This is a genomic window from Blautia sp. HCP28S3_G10, assembly GCF_052065235.1.
GTDB lineage: Bacteria > Bacillota > Clostridia > Lachnospirales > Lachnospiraceae > Blautia_A.
The window spans coordinates 238,526-256,454 of the sequence record NZ_JBQHUL010000001.1; the positions used below are offsets into that span (position 1 = coordinate 238,526).

Below are 17,929 nucleotides of genomic sequence, written 5' to 3' on the forward strand. Positions count from 1 at the left end.
TTGATTTAACTGATCTGATTTTTGGCACACTGTTTCCTCCTTCAGGACAATGAATCAACAGTTCAGATGCTGACACTTTCCGGTGTCTGGCCTTCTGTCTCAAGCTGTTTCAACAATGCTTTGGCAAAGTTTTCATCCTGTACGGCAAGGCTGGCACGAAATTCTTTTCCGCAGAATTTCCCCAGCTCTTCTTTGTCTGCTAAGACAAAACAGGGTACCTCGTAATAATCACACATATTCTGAAATTTCTTTTTTGTATTGTCGGAAGCATCTCCTGCAACCAGTACAAGGAAACCTCTTCCTGATTTTACTGATTTTTCTGTAGAGAATTCTCCGCTTACGATCTTTCCCGCCTTCGTTGCAAGTCCGATCAGTGACAAAACTTTATTTGTTTTTTTCAATATTCATTAACTCCTTTTTCAGGTCTTCATAGACCTCTGCCGGAACAGCTGTCTTCAGTGATCTCTCAAGGCCATGATTTTTGACAGCCTTCTCAAGACAGTCCTGTGAAAGACATACATATGCACCTCTTCCGTTTTTTCGTCCGGTGGCATCCAGCTGAATTTCATTTTCCGGTGTACGAATCACCCGGATCATTTCTTTTTTACTTTTCATTTCTCTGCATCCGGTACACTGACGCAGAGGAGTCTTGGATTTTGTTTTCATAGAATTACTCTTCTGTATAGCTGAAATCAAAGAAATCAATAGCATCTGATGTTTCTTCTTCTGTCTCTTCTGATTCTTCTGAGTCTTCAATTGCTTTAGTTTCTGCAGGTGCTTCCTCAAAATTTTCTTCTTCAGCTTCTCCTGACGGCTCTTCTACAGTTTCTTCAGCTGTTCCTTCCTCGCTGTATTCTTCTTCATCATAATATTCTTCATCTTCATCATAATCATACAGCTCACCGGATTCTCTTGCCTGAGTTTCACTCTTGATATCAATCTTAAATCCTGTAAGACGTGCAGCAAGTCTTGCATTCTGTCCTTCTTTGCCGATTGCAAGTGAAAGCTGATAATCCGGAACAACAACCAGAGCTGTTTTTTCGTCCGGATCTGCCATAACAGCAATAACTTTCGCTGGACTCAGCGCATTTTCAATAAAGATTGCCGGGTTTTCATCCCAGTTAATGATATCAATCTTTTCGCCATTCAGTTCTTCTACGATAGAATTAACTCTGGCACCGTTCATGCCGACACATGCTCCGACAGGATCCACATCAGGATCATTGCTCCATACAGCAATCTTTGTACGGGAACCTGCTTCACGTGCAATACTCTTGATTTCCACAGTGCCGTCTTTAACTTCAGCAACTTCTGATTCAAAAAGACGTTTGACAAGCCCCGGGTGAGTTCTGGATACCATAATTCTCGGCCCTTTAGGTGTATCTTTTACTTCAAGGATATATACTTTGATTCTCTGGGTTGGCTGGAATTCTTCGCCACGAACCTGTTCGTTTTCACTGAGGATACCATCAGCTTTGCCAAGATTTACGCTGACATTTCTGCCCATAACTCTCTGCACAATACCTGTAACAACTTCTTTTTCTTTGCCATAGTACTGGTCAAAAAGAACTTTTCGTTCTTCTTCACGGATTTTCTGCAGGATAACATTCTTCGCATTCTGTGTTGCAATACGGCCAAATTCTTTGGAATGGATTTCTACTTTGATCGTATCTCCCAGTTCTGCATTTGTGTTTATTTTCTGTGCATCTACAAGTGAAATCTCAAGTGCTGGATCTTCTACAAATTCCTTAACCTCACGTTCAGCATAAACGCTGAAATCACAGGTCTCCGGATTTATTGTAACATGCACGTTATCAGCTTTTCCGAAGTGGTTTTTGCAAGCCTGGATCAGGGACTGTTCAATTGCACCCAGCAGAGTATCCTTGCTGATATTTTTTTCTTTTTCCAGGATATCCAGTGCCTCCATTAACTCTTTGTTCATTTTTTTCTTTTCCTCCTAAAATTCTATTGCCAGCCGAATCAGGGCAATGTCTTTTTTATCAAATGTGCGTAATGTTCCATCCTCATCAATTGTGACGCTGTTATCATCATATGCATGCAGAACTCCGCAGAATTCCTTTTGTTTTTCTACAGGGCGGTAGGTACGAATCTCTACAAGTTTTCCCATACTTCTGATAAAATCTTTTTCTTTTTTCAGAGGTCTGTCAAGACCCGGTGAACTGATTTCCATAATATAACTGTCTTCTATAAAATCATCTCTGTCCAGTTCATCACTGAATGCACGGCTTATAGCCTCACAGTCATTTACAGTGATTCCGCCCGGTTTATCAATATAGCCTCGCAGATACCAGTTTCCTGCTTCTTTTACATACTCAACATCAACCAACTCAAATCCGGCTGCCTCAACAATAGGAGCAAGCATGGCTTCTGCCTTTTTTTCGTATTCTTCACGTCTGCTCATCATTTCCACCTGCCTTTCGCACATTCGGACCATTCTCGCAAAAAGAGTGGACCGAAGTCCACTCTTACGTTGTCCGTTATCATGTTACCCATATTCTAGCACCTTCCCATAGGAAAAGCAAGGATTTTTTAATTTTATCCGCTATATTCTGGGTTTGACGCCTTTTGTGTCACGTTTTGCAAGTCTTACCTTGTTCAGGGAATAATCTTTGTCATGATAGCTGATCGTATATTCCTGGTGTGCTGCAAGAAGGTATGCATGTTCAAGATAATCTTCGTCTCCAAGTTTCATTCCTCTTACACCAATGGCTGTTTTTTTCATTGTTGAAATTTCCTGTTTGGTAAAACGAAGGAAATAACCACCCTGGCTTTGAAGGACTACCTGTTCCATCTCGGATGCACTTCCGATAAAGATAAGTTCATCATCTTCTGCAAGTTTTGTAGAAGCAATGGTTCTTTTGGAAACATCAAATTCAGCGCCTGCAACCAGTTTGCACATTGAAGTTCTGGTCACAAAAAGAAGCATATCTTTCCGGATCTGGCTGACCGGTGCAACATAAAGCATACGTTCCTGACTGCTGTCATATTTACAGAGGTTGTCAGCAGGAATTCCCTTGTCTCTGAAACGTACCAGCGGGATATCCGCTGCTTTCACTGTATGCATCTTACCTATGTCCGTAAAGATGCATATTTTATCTGTATTCATACAGGTAAAAATATGGCGGTTCTCACTGTTTGCAGCTTCTTTATTTCTCTCATAGGCACTCTTGTCGATCAGTTTCACATATCCGAAACGATCCATCAGGAAGCAGACTTCCGTCTCTTCCATCTTCTTTTCTTCATAAACAGCTTCTTCAGCATTTTCAATGGATGTACGACGTTTGCTTCCATATTCTTTTTTGATGGCATCCAATTCTCTGATAATAACTGCTGACATGGAATCGTAATTATCCAGAATATCTTTGTACAGTGCAATATTTTTCATTGTTTCCTGATATTCTGCCTGAAGAGCTTCAATTTCAAGACCGATCAGTTTATAAAGACGCATGTCGAGAATGGCTGTTGCCTGCTTTTCCGAAAATTTAAGTTTTGTAGCTGCTTTTTCACTTGCTTTACTTTTGAAACGGATTCCTTCTGTAATACCTTCCACAAGACATTTTTTTACCTGTTCACGGCTCTTGCTTCCACGAAGGATTTCTATAATAAGATCAATTACATCACAGGCTTTGATAAGACCCTCCTGAATCTCACGTTTTTCCTGTTCTTTATCGAGAAGAGTATTATATTTTCTTGTAGTAACTTCAAAAACAAAATCAACATGATGTTCAATGATCTGTTTCAGACTGAGCGTCTCCGGTCTTCCGTCTGCAACTGCAAGCATATTTACGCCAAATGTATCTTCAAGCCGGGTTTTTTTGTACAGCATGTTTGTAAGATTTTCTACATCGGCATCTCGCTTCAGTTCCAGCACGATACGGATTCCCTCTTTTGAAGACTGATTGGAAATATCAACAATGTCTGTTGTTTTCTTTGTTTCAATTAGAGATGCAACATCATTGAGAAATTTTCCGATATTTGCTCCCAGCATTGTATATGGGATTTCCGTGATAACAAGCTGTGTTTTGCCGCCTTTCAGTTTCTCGGTTTCCACACGTCCTCTGATTCGTATTTTGCCGCTTCCTGTCTCGTAAATCTTCCTCAGTTCATCTTTATTTACTACGATACCACCTGTAGGAAAATCCGGACCTTTGATATAGCGCATCAGTCCCTTGACACTGATCTGATCATCTTTCATGTAAGCTTTTACAGCATCTACCACTTCACCAAGATTGTGTGGCGGAATACTGGTAGCCATACCAACAGCAATACCATCTGCACCATTGACAAGGATATTTGGTATCTTTACAGGAAGAACGGAAGGTTCTTTCTCTGTCTCATCAAAGTTAGGAACAAAATCAACAACATTTTTGTCAAGATCCCCGAGAAACACTTCCTGTGTCAGTTTTTCCAGACGCGCTTCTGTATAACGCATAGCAGCAGCACCGTCTCCTTCTATTGAACCAAAGTTTCCATGTCCGTCTACAAGAGTCCGGCCTTTCTTGAAATCCTGGGCCATAACGACAAGGGCATCATAAATTGAACTGTCACCATGCGGATGATATTTACCCATTGTATCCCCTACAATACGGGCACATTTACGATATGGTCTGTCATAACGAATTCCGAGTTCATACATATCATACAGAGTTCTTCTCTGCACAGGCTTAAGTCCGTCTCTTACATCCGGAAGAGCACGGGATATGATAACACTCATCGCATAATCAATATAAGATTTCTGCATCACATCCGCATAATCTGTACGGATAATGTTTTCCTGTTTTGTTTCCATTCGACTCTCCTACTTTAAATGTCAAGTTCAGCATCTTCAGCATGTTCATATATAAATGCCTTACGGGGTGGCACATCGCTTCCCATAAGTATTTCTGTTACATTGGAAGCCAGACGTGCATCTTCAATCTCAATCCTCTTCATCCTTCTTGTCTCAGGATTCAGTGTTGTTTCCCAGAGCTGTTCAGCATCCATTTCACCCAGACCTTTATATCTCTGAAGTGTGAAACTTCCGGGTTTATGTGATTTACGATATTTTTCAAGAGCTTTATCATCATAAAGATATTCTTCTGGACCTTTTTTCGGCATTGCCTTATAAAGAGGCGGCATGGCTATATAAACATGGCCTTCATATATAAGCTCCGGCATAAAGCGGTAAAAAAGTGTCAGAAGCAACGTTGAAATATGTGCGCCATCCACATCGGCATCTGCCATGATAACAATTTTGTCGTAACGAAGTTTGGAAATATCAAAATCATTACCATATCCTTCTGAAAAACCACAGCCAAAAGCATTGATCATAGTCTTGATCTCTGCATTGGCCAGAACTTTATCAATGGTGGCCTTTTCAACATTAAGGATTTTTCCACGGATGGGAAGTATTGCCTGATAATTTCTGTTTCTGGCAGTTTTGGCCGATCCACCGGCAGAATCTCCCTCAACAATAAAAATCTCACAGTGAGAAGGATCTTTCTTTTCACAGTTGGCAAGCTTTCCGTTCGAATCAAAAGAATATTTCTGTTTTGTAAGAAGGTTGGTTTTGGCACGTTCTTCCGTCTTACGTATTTTTGCCGCCTTTTCTGCACAGGAAAGAATCGTCTTCAGTGTTTCCAGATTACGGTCAAAATAAAGAACCAACTGTTCGCCAAGGACTTTACCTGTAGCTTTAGCAGCATCCTGATTATCAAGCTTTGTCTTTGTCTGTCCTTCAAATCTCGGCGCAGGATGCTTAATAGACACAACTGCGGTCATTCCATTACGAATATCTGCGCCTGTAAAATTGGCATCTTTATCCTTAAGTACACCAATCTCTCTGGCATAGGTATTCATTACTGTAGTAAAGGTTGTCTTAAAACCAGTGAGATGTGTTCCGCCTTCTGCGTTATAGATATTATTACAGAAACCAAGTACGTTTTCCCTGAAATCATTGGTGTACTGGAAAGCAACTTCCACGTGGATCCCCTCTGATTCACCTTTCAGATAGACTGGTTCATGAAGAGCTTCCGTATTATGGTTCAGGTCGCGGATATATCCTACAATTCCTTCCGGTTCATGATATTCAAGTTTTTCTGTTTCTTCCCCTCTTCTGTCCTCAAACTGAATCGTCAGGGCAGGATTCAGATAAGCAGTTTCATGCAGACGGCTTTTGACTTCTGTCGCAGAGAATCTTGTTTTTTCAAAAATTTCCGGATCCGGAAGAAAATTGATGCAGGTTCCTGTTTCCTTCGTTCTGCCAATCTTCGGAAGAAGTCCCTCTTCCAGCTCAATTGTCGGAATACCACGTTCATAATGATCGTGATGTATATATCCATCTCTGCTGACCTTTATGTCAAGATATGTGGACAGGGCATTTACAACAGATGAACCCACTCCGTGAAGCCCACCACTTGTTTTGTATGCAGAATTGTCAAATTTACCTCCGGCATGTAGAGTTGTAAACACCAGTCGCTCTGCAGACATTCCTTTTTCGTGCATATCCACCGGGATACCACGACCATTATCAGTTACTGTGCAGGATCCATCACGCTCCAACACAACCTGGATCAGTGTGCAGTATCCGGCAAGGTGCTCATCGACCGCATTATCAACGATCTCATAGATCAGATGATTCAGTCCTTTTCTTGATACACTTCCAATGTACATACCAGGACGCTTTCTTACTGCTTCAAGACCTTCCAGCACCGATATACTTCCGGCATCATAGTTTTCCTTTTTTGCCATGAATGATCGATTCCTTTCTTTTTCTTCTTCAAACATTTGTTCCTAATAATACCCTATTTTTACTATGTAATGCAAGTATCATATTGTAAAAATAAAGTATTATGTATAAACAGCGAAAAAAAATAACCAGAAACTAAGTTCTGGTTATCTGAATGAAATATAGCAGCCAGTACGGGAATCGAACCCGTGTTTTCGCCGTGAGAGGGCGACGTCTTAACCCCTTGACCAACTGGCCTTGCGTCAACCGACTTGCTTAGTATATATCAGCTCATCGGAAAATGCAAGTGTTTTTTTGAATTTTTTTAATTTTTTAAAAAACACGTATTTTTGACGTTTATCATCCAAGATCAATCTTAAGATCTCCTGCTTTTATAATACCCTTTTTGCGGAAAATCTTGCCAATAATCCATGTGATCAGAAGTGGCAGGACAAAACAGATCATAATCATTCCAATCCACTGAAAAGCACCTGCTTTATATTCTTCCGGCAGCTGTGCCCAGCCTGTGATCACACCGATCGGACCTACCAGCCCGGAAGTTCCCATTCCAGAAGAAATTGCAGGTCCATTATTTCTCAGCTGAAATACACAGGTAGCAAGAGGACCTGTGATTGCGGAAGTAATCACAGGTGGAAGCCAGAGAACAGGTTTCTTCATCAGATTTGGCACCTGAAGCATAGAAGTACCAAGTCCCTGGGCTACCAAACCGCCCACACCGTTATCCGGAAAACTTAAGATTGCAAACCCAAGCATATGCGCACAGCATCCTGCTGTTGCCGCTCCCCCGGCAAGTGCAAGACCGTTCCAGATTTCCATGGTCACTGTTCCGTCAGCTATTCCGGCAATAACTGCTCCGCCACTGATACCAATAGCCGCACAGATCGCTGCGGAACTGATTGGAAGTGTCAGGACGATTCCGACTACAACAGATACAATAATCCCCATCCAGAATGGGCGAAGATCTGTTGCCCAGCCAATAAATGTTCCAAGGCCATCACAGACACTCTTACATACAGGTGCAAGAAGCATGGCAAGCACAACACCAACAATAACTGTAACAGCAGGTGTGACTATGATATCAATCTTTGTTTCCTTGGAAACAAGCTTGCCTATCTCACATGTGATAACTGCTACAAAAAACACTGCAAGCGGTCCGCCGGAGCCACCAATGGCATTACATGCAGCTCCTACGGCGCATAGTGAATACATAACTAGCGGTGGTGCCTGAAGTGCATACCCGATAGCCAGCGCCATAGCAGCTCCTGTTACACTTGTCGCATAACTACCAATTTCCAGCAGCTTTTCGGATATATAACTTCCAGGCATGATATTCTGCCCGATGGTGTTGATGATAGTACCGATCAGGAGCGAAGCAAAAAGGCCCAAAGCCATAGAACCCATCGCATCAATTCCATATCTTTTAAATGATATGATCACATTTTTTCTTTTCAGAAAACCTTCTTTCTTTTCTGACATAATAATCTCCCCTCAAATTACTGCTGATACAGGATCAGTTCTCCGGATCAGCAACCGGCTCAGCCGGTATAAAAACTCTGGATTGAGTTTTCTGTTCTTTTTTCTTTTTTGCTCGTTCAAGAGCTTCCGCACAGAATTCCATCTGTGAATTAACAAGAACTTTACCACGTTTATCCTGTTTCTGATAGGTACTATCCGGCTGAAGAATGTGTGCCTTCACATTATCACGGAACTCAAGATCAAGGACATGCATGATTTCTTTTTTGATGTATTCATTTTCCACCGGAAAAACGATTTCAACACGTCTGTCCAGGTTTCTCGGCATCCAGTCAGCACTTCCCATATAGATTTCTTCTGCCCCGCCGTTCTGGAAATAAAAGATACGGCTGTGTTCCAGAAATTCACCTACAATGGATCGGACATGGATATTTTCACTGATACCTGGAATTCCTGTTTTCAGACAGCAGATTCCACGAACCAGAAGGTCTATCTGAACGCCACAGGAAGATGCATAGTAAAGAGCTGCCATAACTGCCGGATCACAAAGTGAATTCATTTTTGCAATGATATGTGCGGGAATGCCTGTTTTTGCATGTTCCGCTTCTCTTTCAATAAGTTTCAGGAAACGGTCCTTCATCCAGATCGGAGCAACGATCAGACGATTCCAGCGTTTTGGCTCTGAATAACCGGAAAGCATGTTAAATACAGCAGTCGCATCTTCACCAAAATGTTCATCACATGTAAAAATACCACAGTCAGTGTATAATTTGGCTGTAGAATCATTATAGTTTCCGGTTGCAAGATGCACATATCTCCGGATACCTGTTTCTTCTCTTCTGACAACAAGGGTAATCTTGCTGTGTGTTTTGAGTCCAACAAGGCCATAAATTACATGGCATCCTGCTTTTTCAAGCATTTTGGCCCAGACAATATTATTTTCTTCATCAAAACGCGCTTTCAGCTCCACCAGAACAGAAACCTGTTTGCCATTCTCCGCAGCCTGTGCAAGAGCTGCAATAATAGGCGAATGCCCGCTGACACGATACAGTGTCTGTTTGATTGCCAGAACATCCGGATCTTTTGCAGCCTGACGTACAAAGTCAACAACCGGATCAAAACTCATATATGGATGATGAAGGAACACATCGCCTTCACGGATTACCTGGAAAATATCTTTGTCATTCTGAAATTCCGGAACAGGAGCCGGTGTATATTTTGGACTTTTGTACTGTTCAAATCCCTCCAGGCTATACACCTTCATAAGCATGGTGAGATCCAGCGGTCCCGAAATACTGTAGATATCATCATTTTTGATCTCAAATTCTTTTTTCAGAATATCAAGGAGACGTGTATCCATCTTCTCTTCTGCTTCAAGACGGATAACTTCACCCCACTGACGTTTTTTCAGCTGTCTCTGAATTTCCACAAGCAGATCTTCTGCCTCATCTTCATCAATAGTCAGATCCGCATTCCGCATGATTCTGTAAGGATGTGCACACACAACATCATTACTGAGAAAAAGTTTTCCAATATTACGTTCTATAATTTCTTCCAGAAGGATAACAGTCCTCTCACCTTTAACTTTGGACGGAATTTCAATGATTCTCGGAAGTACAGAAGGTACCTGAACAGTTGCAAATTCCAGTTCATTTGTATGCTTCTTACCATTTTTGTTATTCTTTTTGGCAATCAGAGCTCCAATGTTCAGAGTTTTATTTCTGATCAATGGAAATGGTCTGGAAGAATCCATTGCCATAGGTGTCAGAACAGGATAAACATTATCTTCAAAATAACGGTCAACAAACTGTTTTTGTTTTTCTGTAAGATTCTCATGTTCTGCCACAAGATGCAAACCGGCTTTTTCCAGAGCAGGAAGAACTGAACGGTTAAATGTGTTATACTGCACACGGACAAGTTCATGGGTCTGTGTACTGATCTCTTTCAGCTGAGCTTCGGAGGTCATTCCAGCGATGTCTTTTTTCTTATAACCTGCATGTACCTGATCCTTAAGAGAAGCTACACGCACCATAAAAAATTCATCAAGATTTGAAGACGTAATACTTAAGAATTTCAGACGTTCAAAAAGAGGCAGGGATTTGTCTCTGGCTTCACTCAGCACTCTTTCATCAAATTTCAGCCAGCTGAGCTCTCTGTTTACATAATATTCCGGTTTTTCAAATTTACTCAGATCCATATTCATACTCTCCGTTTCTTTTTCAATACAAGACGAATACCAAATACTTCTTCAAAAAACTCTACTTTATCCTTCAGAAGACCAAGTTCGAGAGAAATATCCTGTGTAGAATCGATAATCAGCTGAAGTTCTCTGTCCTTGAGTACAGCACGCAGTCCCTGCACTTTCTGATAATGACTCCTGTCCATGGCATTTGCCAGACGGAGGATTGCCGTAAGCTTTGCAACCAACAGATAACGTTCTTTGTCAAGGCCCGGTTCTTCATTACAATTACCATAATAAACAAACTCTGTAGTATTATATCTGACAGCACTGGCTATTACACGTCGTTCTTCTGTCGAAAGACCGATAATTTCGGTTGCCATGATGATGCGGTAAGAACATTCGGCAACATCTGCCATACTGATATATTTTCCACAGTCATGAAGCTGGACTGCGATCTGCAGGAGAAGCCGTTCTCTTGCACCCATTCCATGAATCTTTTTCATGCTGTCAAATATTCTGAGAGCAATATCTGTCGTACCCTGAATATGATTTTTGCTGGTGGAATAACGTTTTGCAATATTCCTGGAAGCAACGAGAATATCATTTTCAAAGTTGTGCATACTTTTTATAAAATTCTTTTTCTCGCCATAATCATAAGCAATTCCATCAAGAAGTGAAACACCTGGAACCCATACAGATTCTGCCTGAAAAATCTCCAGAAAACTTTTGCAGATAACCATTGTAGGTACGACCAGGGAAGCATATTCCAGGTCAACATCCATCTCTTCGGCAAGCATCTGTTCTGTTTTATATACTGTTTTTTCGTAGCGGTTTGTAAATTCTTCTGCTGTTATGATATGGTCACTGAGTTCCTCCCTGAAAATAGTATCTGTCAGGAAATCTCCCATAAGGATTACATTCCTGATATCACGATCTTTCAGATAGAGCCGCTGAAAAGCAGTCAGATCATTCCTGATAAATTCCTTGATCAGTTCATCATAATGAGCGGTTGTTTTTTCAAGTTCCTTCAGACGTTCACGGATTCGCATGCTTCCCATCTTAAGACTCTGTGTAGTAACAAGGGCATCCTTGTCAAAAAGAGAAACCTGAAGACTTCCGCCCCCGACATCAAGAATTGCCGTTCCCTTCTGGATGATTTTTTTGAAACCTGTTTCAATAGCTGCAATTGATTTATATCCCAGAAAATGCTGTTCCGCATTGCTCAGTATCTCTACATGGATTCCTGTACGCTGAAAGATCTGTTCCTGAACAATCAGCGGATTAACCATCTCACGAAATGCACTTGTGGCACAGGCACGGTAATCTTTCACACCAAATTCTTTCATAATTTTTGAAAAATCATGAAGAACCGCGCAGATCCTGTCCACCATAGCAGGTTCCAGCCTTCCGGATGAATATGCATCCTTACCGATTTCAAGTCTGCAGCGTACATCATTAAGTTCATGAAAAACTGATTTTTTTGAAAACTCAAAGATTTTCATACTGACTTCATATGAACCGATATCAATTGCCGCAAAAGTAGTCAATGCCATATTTCATACCCCCTTCTGAAGTATATTAATGCTGAACACCCCATTCAGCCATATTACTGTTCTTCTTTACCAAGCAGATGGTCAATAAACTGCTGTGCAGTACGTCCGGTCAGACCACCATGAGAAATTTCCCATTTACCAGCCTCCAGAAGAAGCTGATCTTCCGGCATTTTTATTCCGTGTCTTTCGGCAAGTACTTTGACGATAGTATGGAATTCTTTTCGATCTGGTGCGCCAAAATAAATACGTACACCAAAACGATAAACAAGAGAAAGTTTCTCCTGTACTGTATCTGAAGAATGAAGATCATCGTCATCTCCAACCTCCAGTTTATCTCCGGCTCTTTCACGTACCAGATGGCGACGGTTGCTTGTCGCATAGATCAGAATATTATCCGGTTTTCTTTCGAGTCCGCCTTCGATTACTGCTTTCAGATATTTATATTCAATCTCAAATTCCTCAAAGGAAAGATCGTCCATATAAATAATAAACTTATAATTTCTGTCTTTTATCTGAGCGATAACCTGGTTCAGATCCTGGAACTGATGTTTATATACTTCAATAATCCTCAGTCCTTCATCATAATAACGGTTCAGGATACCTTTGATGCTGGAGGATTTTCCTGTACCGGCATCACCAAACAGAAGACAGTTATTTGCTTTTCTGCCACGCACAAATGCCTCTGTATTTTCGATAAGTTTCTGTTTCGGAATTTCATATCCTACCAGATCCTCAAGACGCACATGGGCAATTCTTGTGATAGGAACAATCTGTGCTTTGCCTTTTTCGTCACGTTCTATACGAAATGCTTTGTGAAGACCAAGTTTTCCAACCCCGAAATCTTTGTAGAACTGCACCATATCTTCCATGAATTCACCGGTATCTTTTGCGATCGCTAGTGTTTTGCTCATCTCACAGATTCGGTCTCTGATACGTTTGTTGAACATTTTTCCCGTATCTTCCGGAATTTCGTAGCTGGTAAGTATTTCACAGCAGGAAGTATGAAAAATATTATCCAGTGTATTCAGGTCAAAATCGTATAATTCTTTGAAAATTGCAAAATCATGCATGGCAAGCTGATTGATACTTCCTTCAATATGTCCGCGTATCTCACTTGCAGTACTGAATGCATTTTCATGATTAACAAGAAGAAGAGTCAGATAATCATGCCACAAATTTCCGGAGAAGCCATAATTTCCTGCGATTTCAATCAGACCATTCACACATTCATAAAATACCGGTTCCATTGCTTTTGCATTTACTGCAGATTCCTCGCAGGCATCCATCAGTGCAGTCATCTTTTCAAGGATATCTCCCTGTTCAAAATTTCTATATAATACACATTCTTTTATTCTGGTCATCTTATTGTTCCTCCTGTTGTCCATAATTTCCAAGTACACGCATCCGATTCGCTTCTGCCTCTAATCCACGCAGAGCATTTTTAACTGCTGAATCTTCAAGATTGCCTTCAAAATCAACGAAAAAGCGGTATTCCCAGGTCTTGCCTGCGATTGGTCGTGATTCAATTTTTGTCATATTCAGTCCATTATAGATGAAATGGGAAAGCATGTTATACAAGGTACCGCTTGTGTGAGGCAGTTCAAAACATACACTGACTTTTGCCGCACTTTTTTCATAGATTGGTTTGGCGCTGACAACAATGAAACGTGTGACATTTTTTTCATTATAGCAGATATTTTCAGCAAGAACAGAAAGACCGTAAAGTTCACCTGCAGCTCTGCTTGCAATTGCCGCATGACTCTTATCCTTTTCCTCATGAACCTTCTTGGCTGCACCTGCTGTATTTTCGGTTTTTGTTATCTTCCAGTCCGGATGCTGTTCAAGATATTTCTTACACTGGGCAAGCGCCTGTGGATGTGAATAAACTGTATCAATATCATCCAATGAAGCTTCCGGAAGACCAAGCAGCACATGTTTCACACGAACACCCTGTTCGCCCACAATATACAGCTGATATTCTGTAAGCAGATCATAAATATCTGTCACAATGCCTTCCGTGGAATTTTCAATAGGGAGCACTGCATAATCTGCCTTTCCGGAAGCAACCTCTTCCATTGCGTCACGGAAAGTTTTTACATGATAACTGTTGATATTTTCCGAGAAATAGGCACGCATGGCCGCATAACTGTAAGCACCCTCTACACCCTGGAATACTACGCTGACCTCCCTGAGAGGCAATGCATCAACCATCTCATAATCGCGTTTTTCCTCCACGCCATTACTTGTCAGGAGCTGATACTGACGTTTACGGCTGATTGCCATAATCTGCTGAAAAAGTTCCTGTACACCGAGTGTATTAAACTCTCCGTGAGCCATATTTTCAAGTACCCTGAGTTTATCCTTTTCTCTCTGAGGATCAAGTACTTTTTTTCCTGTATGTATTTTGTATTCTGCAACGTTTTCGCAGACTTTCATTCGTTTCTCGAAAAGACTCATTATCTCTTTGTCAATTTTGTCAATTTCTTTTCGACATTCCTGTAAATCTATCATCTGCCGGTTTTCCTTTCGTAATTTTTTACACATTCTGTAAGTTCTCCGATAAAAGAAAGAGAACCAAAGGAAAGAATCAGGTCATCTTTTCCTGCAATAGAAAATATTTCTTCTACAGCTTTTTTGATACTTCTGGCAGCCCTGACATGAGAATTACATGGCCGTATGGCATCTGCAAGTTCACCTGCAGGTAATGCTCTGGGATTGTCCGGAGTTTCTATTGTGATGATCTCTTTTGCATATGGACACAGTTTATTTATAATATAAGAATAATCTTTATCTTTAAACACACCCATTATAAAATACATGGTTTTGTTACTGAAGTATTTCCTTACAGAACGTTCCAGCATATCTGCTGCTGCCGGATTATGTGCACCGTCTACAATAAAAAGCGGGCCTCTGTGAATGATCGTGAGACGTCCATCCCACCGGGTCTTTTTTAATCCTTCATACCGCTGCTGGCAGGTAGTTGGGAATCCTCTTTTATCCAGAAGTTTCAGTGCCTCCAGTGCAAGCATTGCATTTTCAGTCTGATATACACCGGCAAGAGAAAGTTCATATACCTGTCCTTCATATCTGAATGTCTGGCCCTCAAAACTTTCTTCCAGTATTTCTGCATTCTGCGGATTTCCAACAACAAGTTCGACACCAAGTGCTTCACAGCGTCTACGTATAACCTGGAGAGCTTCCGGTTTCTGGTCAATCGTTGCCACACTGCAGTCTTTTTTTATGATTCCGGCTTTTTTATCAGCAATTTCTGCCAGAGTATTTCCAAGAAATCCCTGATGCTCCATGCTGATCGGCACAATCACGGCAACTTCTGTATTACGGATGATATTTGTAGCATCCGTACTGCCGCCCATGCCTACTTCCAAAACAACAATATCGCATTTCATGTCTGCGAAAAATAAAAAAGCCACCGCCGTTTCTATTTCAAATGGGGTGGGATGCGGAAGACCTTCTGAGGTCATTTCATCAATGACTGCAGCAACCTCCGTCACATACCCGGCTAACTGTTCTCTGCTGACCGGTTTTCCACAAACTTCCATCTTACCTCTGTAGGAATATACAGATGGTGAAACATATCTGCCTGTCCGGTATCCTGCTTCCTGTAAAGTCGTATAAATATAGGCAATTACAGAGCCCTTTCCATTAGTTCCTGCAACATGAACATATTTAAGCTGATCCTGGGGATTTCCCAGACGATTCATTAATTCCTGAATATTTGTAAGTCCCAGAGTTATAGCATACTTTCCTGCATCCTGTATGTAAGCTCTGCTTTGTTGATAATCCATTGTATCTGCTCCTGATGATTTAGATTTTTACCCTTGACAATATATTTTAGGCATATATTTCTATAAATATATCATTTACGTATGTTTTTTTCAAGACCGGTCAATACTAGATTCAAATAATTTTGAAGGAGAAATGATGGATAATGAAAGAAAAATTTCTTCTCTGCGGATCTGTCGGATGGTGTCTGGAAGTTTTCTGGACAGGTATTCATTCTCTTCTTAACGGACATGCGACAATGATGGGAAAAACTTCTCTTTTGATGTTTCCGATATACGGCTGTGCAGCTTTTATTGAACCTGTTTATCGCAGAATATCATATAGCCCGGCCGTGTTCAGAGGCTGTCTTTATACTGCCGGTTTTTTTACTGCTGAATTTATCAGTGGCTCAGTTCTGAAACATTTCGGTATGTGTCCCTGGGATTACAGTTCTGCTCCGCTTCAGTACAAAGGTATTATTCGTCTGGATTATGCACCTCTCTGGTTTACATCAGGACTTCTTTTTGAAAAAATACTTACGAAATCATCTTGAAAATTTTTCTGGTCTATTATATGATGATGAATAAGAGAATTTTTTAGAATTTTCTATTTTCACAAGGGAGGTACTACATGAGACATTTAATGAGTCCGTTGGATTTATCCGTAGAGGAGCTCAATAAGCTTCTTGATCTTGCCAACGATATTGAGAGAAACCCTGAAAAATATGCACATACCTGTGACGGAAAAAGGCTTGCAACCCTGTTTTATGAACCGAGTACACGAACACGTTTAAGCTTTGAAGCCGCTATGATGAATCTTGGCGGTAAGGTATTAGGTTTTTCCTCAGCTGATTCAAGTTCAGCCAGCAAAGGCGAAAGTGTTGCCGATACCATTCGAGTTACATCCTGCTATGCAGATATCTGTGCGATGCGTCATCCTAAAGAAGGTGCTCCGCTGGTCGCTTCTATGGCATCTTCTATTCCTGTTATCAATGCCGGTGACGGTGGTCATCAGCATCCAACTCAAACCCTCACCGATCTTCTTACTATCCGTTCCCTGAAAGGCAGATTTGACAATCTTACTATCGGTCTGTGCGGCGATCTGAAGTTCGGACGTACGGTTCATTCACTGATTGAAGCACTTGTACGTTATAATAACGTAAAATTTGTTCTTATCTCGCCTGAAGAACTTCGTGTTCCAAGCTATATTCGTGAAGATGTTCTGGAAAAAAATAATATCGAATACAAAGAAGTTGAAAGACTCGAAGATGCACTTCCGGATCTCGACATTCTGTACATGACACGTGTTCAGAAAGAACGTTTCTTCAACGAAGAAGATTATGTCCGTATGAAAGATTTCTATATACTGGACAAACAGAAACTGGAACTTGCCAAAGAAGACATGTACATTCTTCATCCACTTCCACGTGTAAATGAGATTTCTGTAGAAGTTGATTCTGACCCGAGAGCAGCCTACTTCAAGCAGGCTCAATATGGCGTATATGTACGTATGGCTCTGATTCTTACTTTACTGGAGGTGGAAGTATAATGTTAAATGTAGGCGCACTTCATGAAGGATTCGTTCTCGATCATATCAAAGCCGGCAAGGCGATGACAATCTATCATGATCTGAAACTTGACAAACTTGACTGTACAGTTGCTATCATCAAAAATGCACGCAGTAACAAAATGGGTGTAAAAGATATTATTAAAGTAGAATGCCCGATTGAGAATCTGGATCTCGATATTCTTGGTTTTATCGACCATAATATTACTGTAAATATTATTAAAGATGAAAAAATTGTTGAAAAGAGAATCCTGAAACTTCCAAAAAAAATCACAAATGTAATCAGATGTAAAAACCCACGCTGCATTACATCAATTGAACAGGGACTTGATCAGATATTTATTCTTGCAGATCCTGAAAAAGAAGTTTACAGATGCAAATACTGTGAAGAGAAATACAGAGGACATCGTAATAAATAAGAGCAATAAAAAAACGCTGCGTAATGATATGTACCCCTTTTACTGGACATCCAGTGAAAGGGGTATTTTTATGCGTTATACTTACGAATTTAAGAAAAAAGCTGTTGAATTGTATCGCCAAGGAAAATGGATTGATGCACCCAATGATATAATAAATCTAAAAAATTTTCATGACATGATTGTCAGATGGCATCATTTGGAAGAA

Annotated in this window: 15 protein-coding genes and 1 tRNA gene; 3 read left to right on the top strand and 13 right to left on the bottom strand. The window is 40.8% G+C overall.

Features of this window, described 5'->3' with window-relative positions:
• Window positions 1-62: 62 nt before the first annotated feature.
• The 13 genes from ACTNB8_RS01130 to ACTNB8_RS01190 all read right to left on the bottom strand — a co-directional run bounded on the left by ACTNB8_RS01130 (window position 63) and on the right by ACTNB8_RS01190 (window position 15,762).
• Window positions 63-401 (bottom strand): L7Ae/L30e/S12e/Gadd45 family ribosomal protein, encoded by a 339-nt coding sequence (locus tag ACTNB8_RS01130; protein ID WP_441051550.1) that lies wholly within the window; start codon window positions 399-401, stop codon window positions 63-65.
• Window positions 385-666 carry an RNase P modulator RnpM gene (gene rnpM / locus ACTNB8_RS01135; RefSeq protein WP_296155585.1) on the bottom strand — a complete coding sequence of 94 codons (282 nt, stop codon included), beginning with the start codon at window positions 664-666 and terminating at the stop codon, window positions 385-387. Before rnpM ends, ACTNB8_RS01130 begins: the two co-directional genes overlap by 17 nt.
• A gap of 4 nt (window positions 667-670) precedes the next feature.
• A complete protein-coding gene (gene nusA, locus ACTNB8_RS01140) occupies window positions 671-1,942 on the bottom strand; it encodes a transcription termination factor NusA (protein ID WP_441051553.1) in 1,272 nt (423 codons plus the stop codon).
• A 15-nt stretch (window positions 1,943-1,957) separates the two neighbouring features.
• Window positions 1,958-2,422, bottom strand: coding sequence for a ribosome maturation factor RimP (rimP, locus tag ACTNB8_RS01145; RefSeq protein WP_441051596.1), 465 nt, complete (start codon window positions 2,420-2,422; stop codon window positions 1,958-1,960).
• 141 nt (window positions 2,423-2,563) lie between these two features.
• Window positions 2,564-4,810, bottom strand: a complete 2,247-nt coding sequence (locus ACTNB8_RS01150; protein WP_441051556.1) for a DNA gyrase/topoisomerase IV subunit A — start codon at window positions 4,808-4,810, stop codon at window positions 2,564-2,566.
• 14 nt (window positions 4,811-4,824) lie between these two features.
• Entirely contained in the window at window positions 4,825-6,750 is a 1,926-nt protein-coding gene (locus ACTNB8_RS01155) for a DNA gyrase/topoisomerase IV subunit B (RefSeq protein ID WP_441051559.1), read from the bottom strand.
• A 163-nt stretch (window positions 6,751-6,913) separates the two neighbouring features.
• Window positions 6,914-6,985 (bottom strand) — tRNA-Glu (locus ACTNB8_RS01160).
• A 102-nt stretch (window positions 6,986-7,087) separates the two neighbouring features.
• Complete coding sequence (locus tag ACTNB8_RS01165) at window positions 7,088-8,224, bottom strand: PTS transporter subunit IIC (protein ID WP_441051561.1); 1,137 nt, start codon at window positions 8,222-8,224, stop codon at window positions 7,088-7,090.
• Between the two features lie 34 nt (window positions 8,225-8,258).
• Window positions 8,259-10,418 carry an RNA degradosome polyphosphate kinase gene (locus tag ACTNB8_RS01170; protein WP_441051563.1) on the bottom strand — a complete coding sequence of 720 codons (2,160 nt, stop codon included), beginning with the start codon at window positions 10,416-10,418 and terminating at the stop codon, window positions 8,259-8,261.
• A gap of 2 nt (window positions 10,419-10,420) precedes the next feature.
• A complete protein-coding gene (locus tag ACTNB8_RS01175; protein ID WP_441051565.1) occupies window positions 10,421-11,956 on the bottom strand; it encodes a Ppx/GppA phosphatase family protein in 1,536 nt (511 codons plus the stop codon).
• Between the two features lie 53 nt (window positions 11,957-12,009).
• Window positions 12,010-13,317: an ATP-binding protein gene (locus ACTNB8_RS01180; RefSeq protein WP_441051568.1), complete on the bottom strand. Its 1,308-nt coding sequence runs from the start codon at window positions 13,315-13,317 to the stop codon at window positions 12,010-12,012.
• 1 nt (window position 13,318) lies between these two features.
• Window positions 13,319-14,467 (bottom strand): prephenate dehydratase, encoded by a 1,149-nt coding sequence (pheA, locus tag ACTNB8_RS01185; protein ID WP_441051570.1) that lies wholly within the window; start codon window positions 14,465-14,467, stop codon window positions 13,319-13,321.
• Complete coding sequence (locus ACTNB8_RS01190; RefSeq protein WP_441051571.1) at window positions 14,464-15,762, bottom strand: bifunctional folylpolyglutamate synthase/dihydrofolate synthase; 1,299 nt, start codon at window positions 15,760-15,762, stop codon at window positions 14,464-14,466. Before ACTNB8_RS01190 ends, pheA begins: the two co-directional genes overlap by 4 nt.
• A gap of 143 nt (window positions 15,763-15,905) precedes the next feature.
• Between ACTNB8_RS01190 and ACTNB8_RS01195 the strand changes: the two genes are divergently transcribed.
• From ACTNB8_RS01195 to ACTNB8_RS01205, 3 genes are all read left to right on the top strand, one after another.
• The gene (locus ACTNB8_RS01195) at window positions 15,906-16,292 is read left to right on the top strand and encodes a putative ABC transporter permease (RefSeq protein ID WP_441051574.1); all 387 of its coding nucleotides are present in this window, start codon (window positions 15,906-15,908) and stop codon (window positions 16,290-16,292) included.
• A gap of 77 nt (window positions 16,293-16,369) precedes the next feature.
• Entirely contained in the window at window positions 16,370-17,287 is a 918-nt protein-coding gene (gene pyrB, locus ACTNB8_RS01200; protein WP_441051577.1) for an aspartate carbamoyltransferase, read from the top strand.
• A complete protein-coding gene (locus tag ACTNB8_RS01205; protein WP_296155561.1) occupies window positions 17,287-17,724 on the top strand; it encodes an aspartate carbamoyltransferase regulatory subunit in 438 nt (145 codons plus the stop codon). Before pyrB ends, ACTNB8_RS01205 begins: the two co-directional genes overlap by 1 nt.
• The last annotated feature ends 205 nt before the right edge of the window (window positions 17,725-17,929 follow it).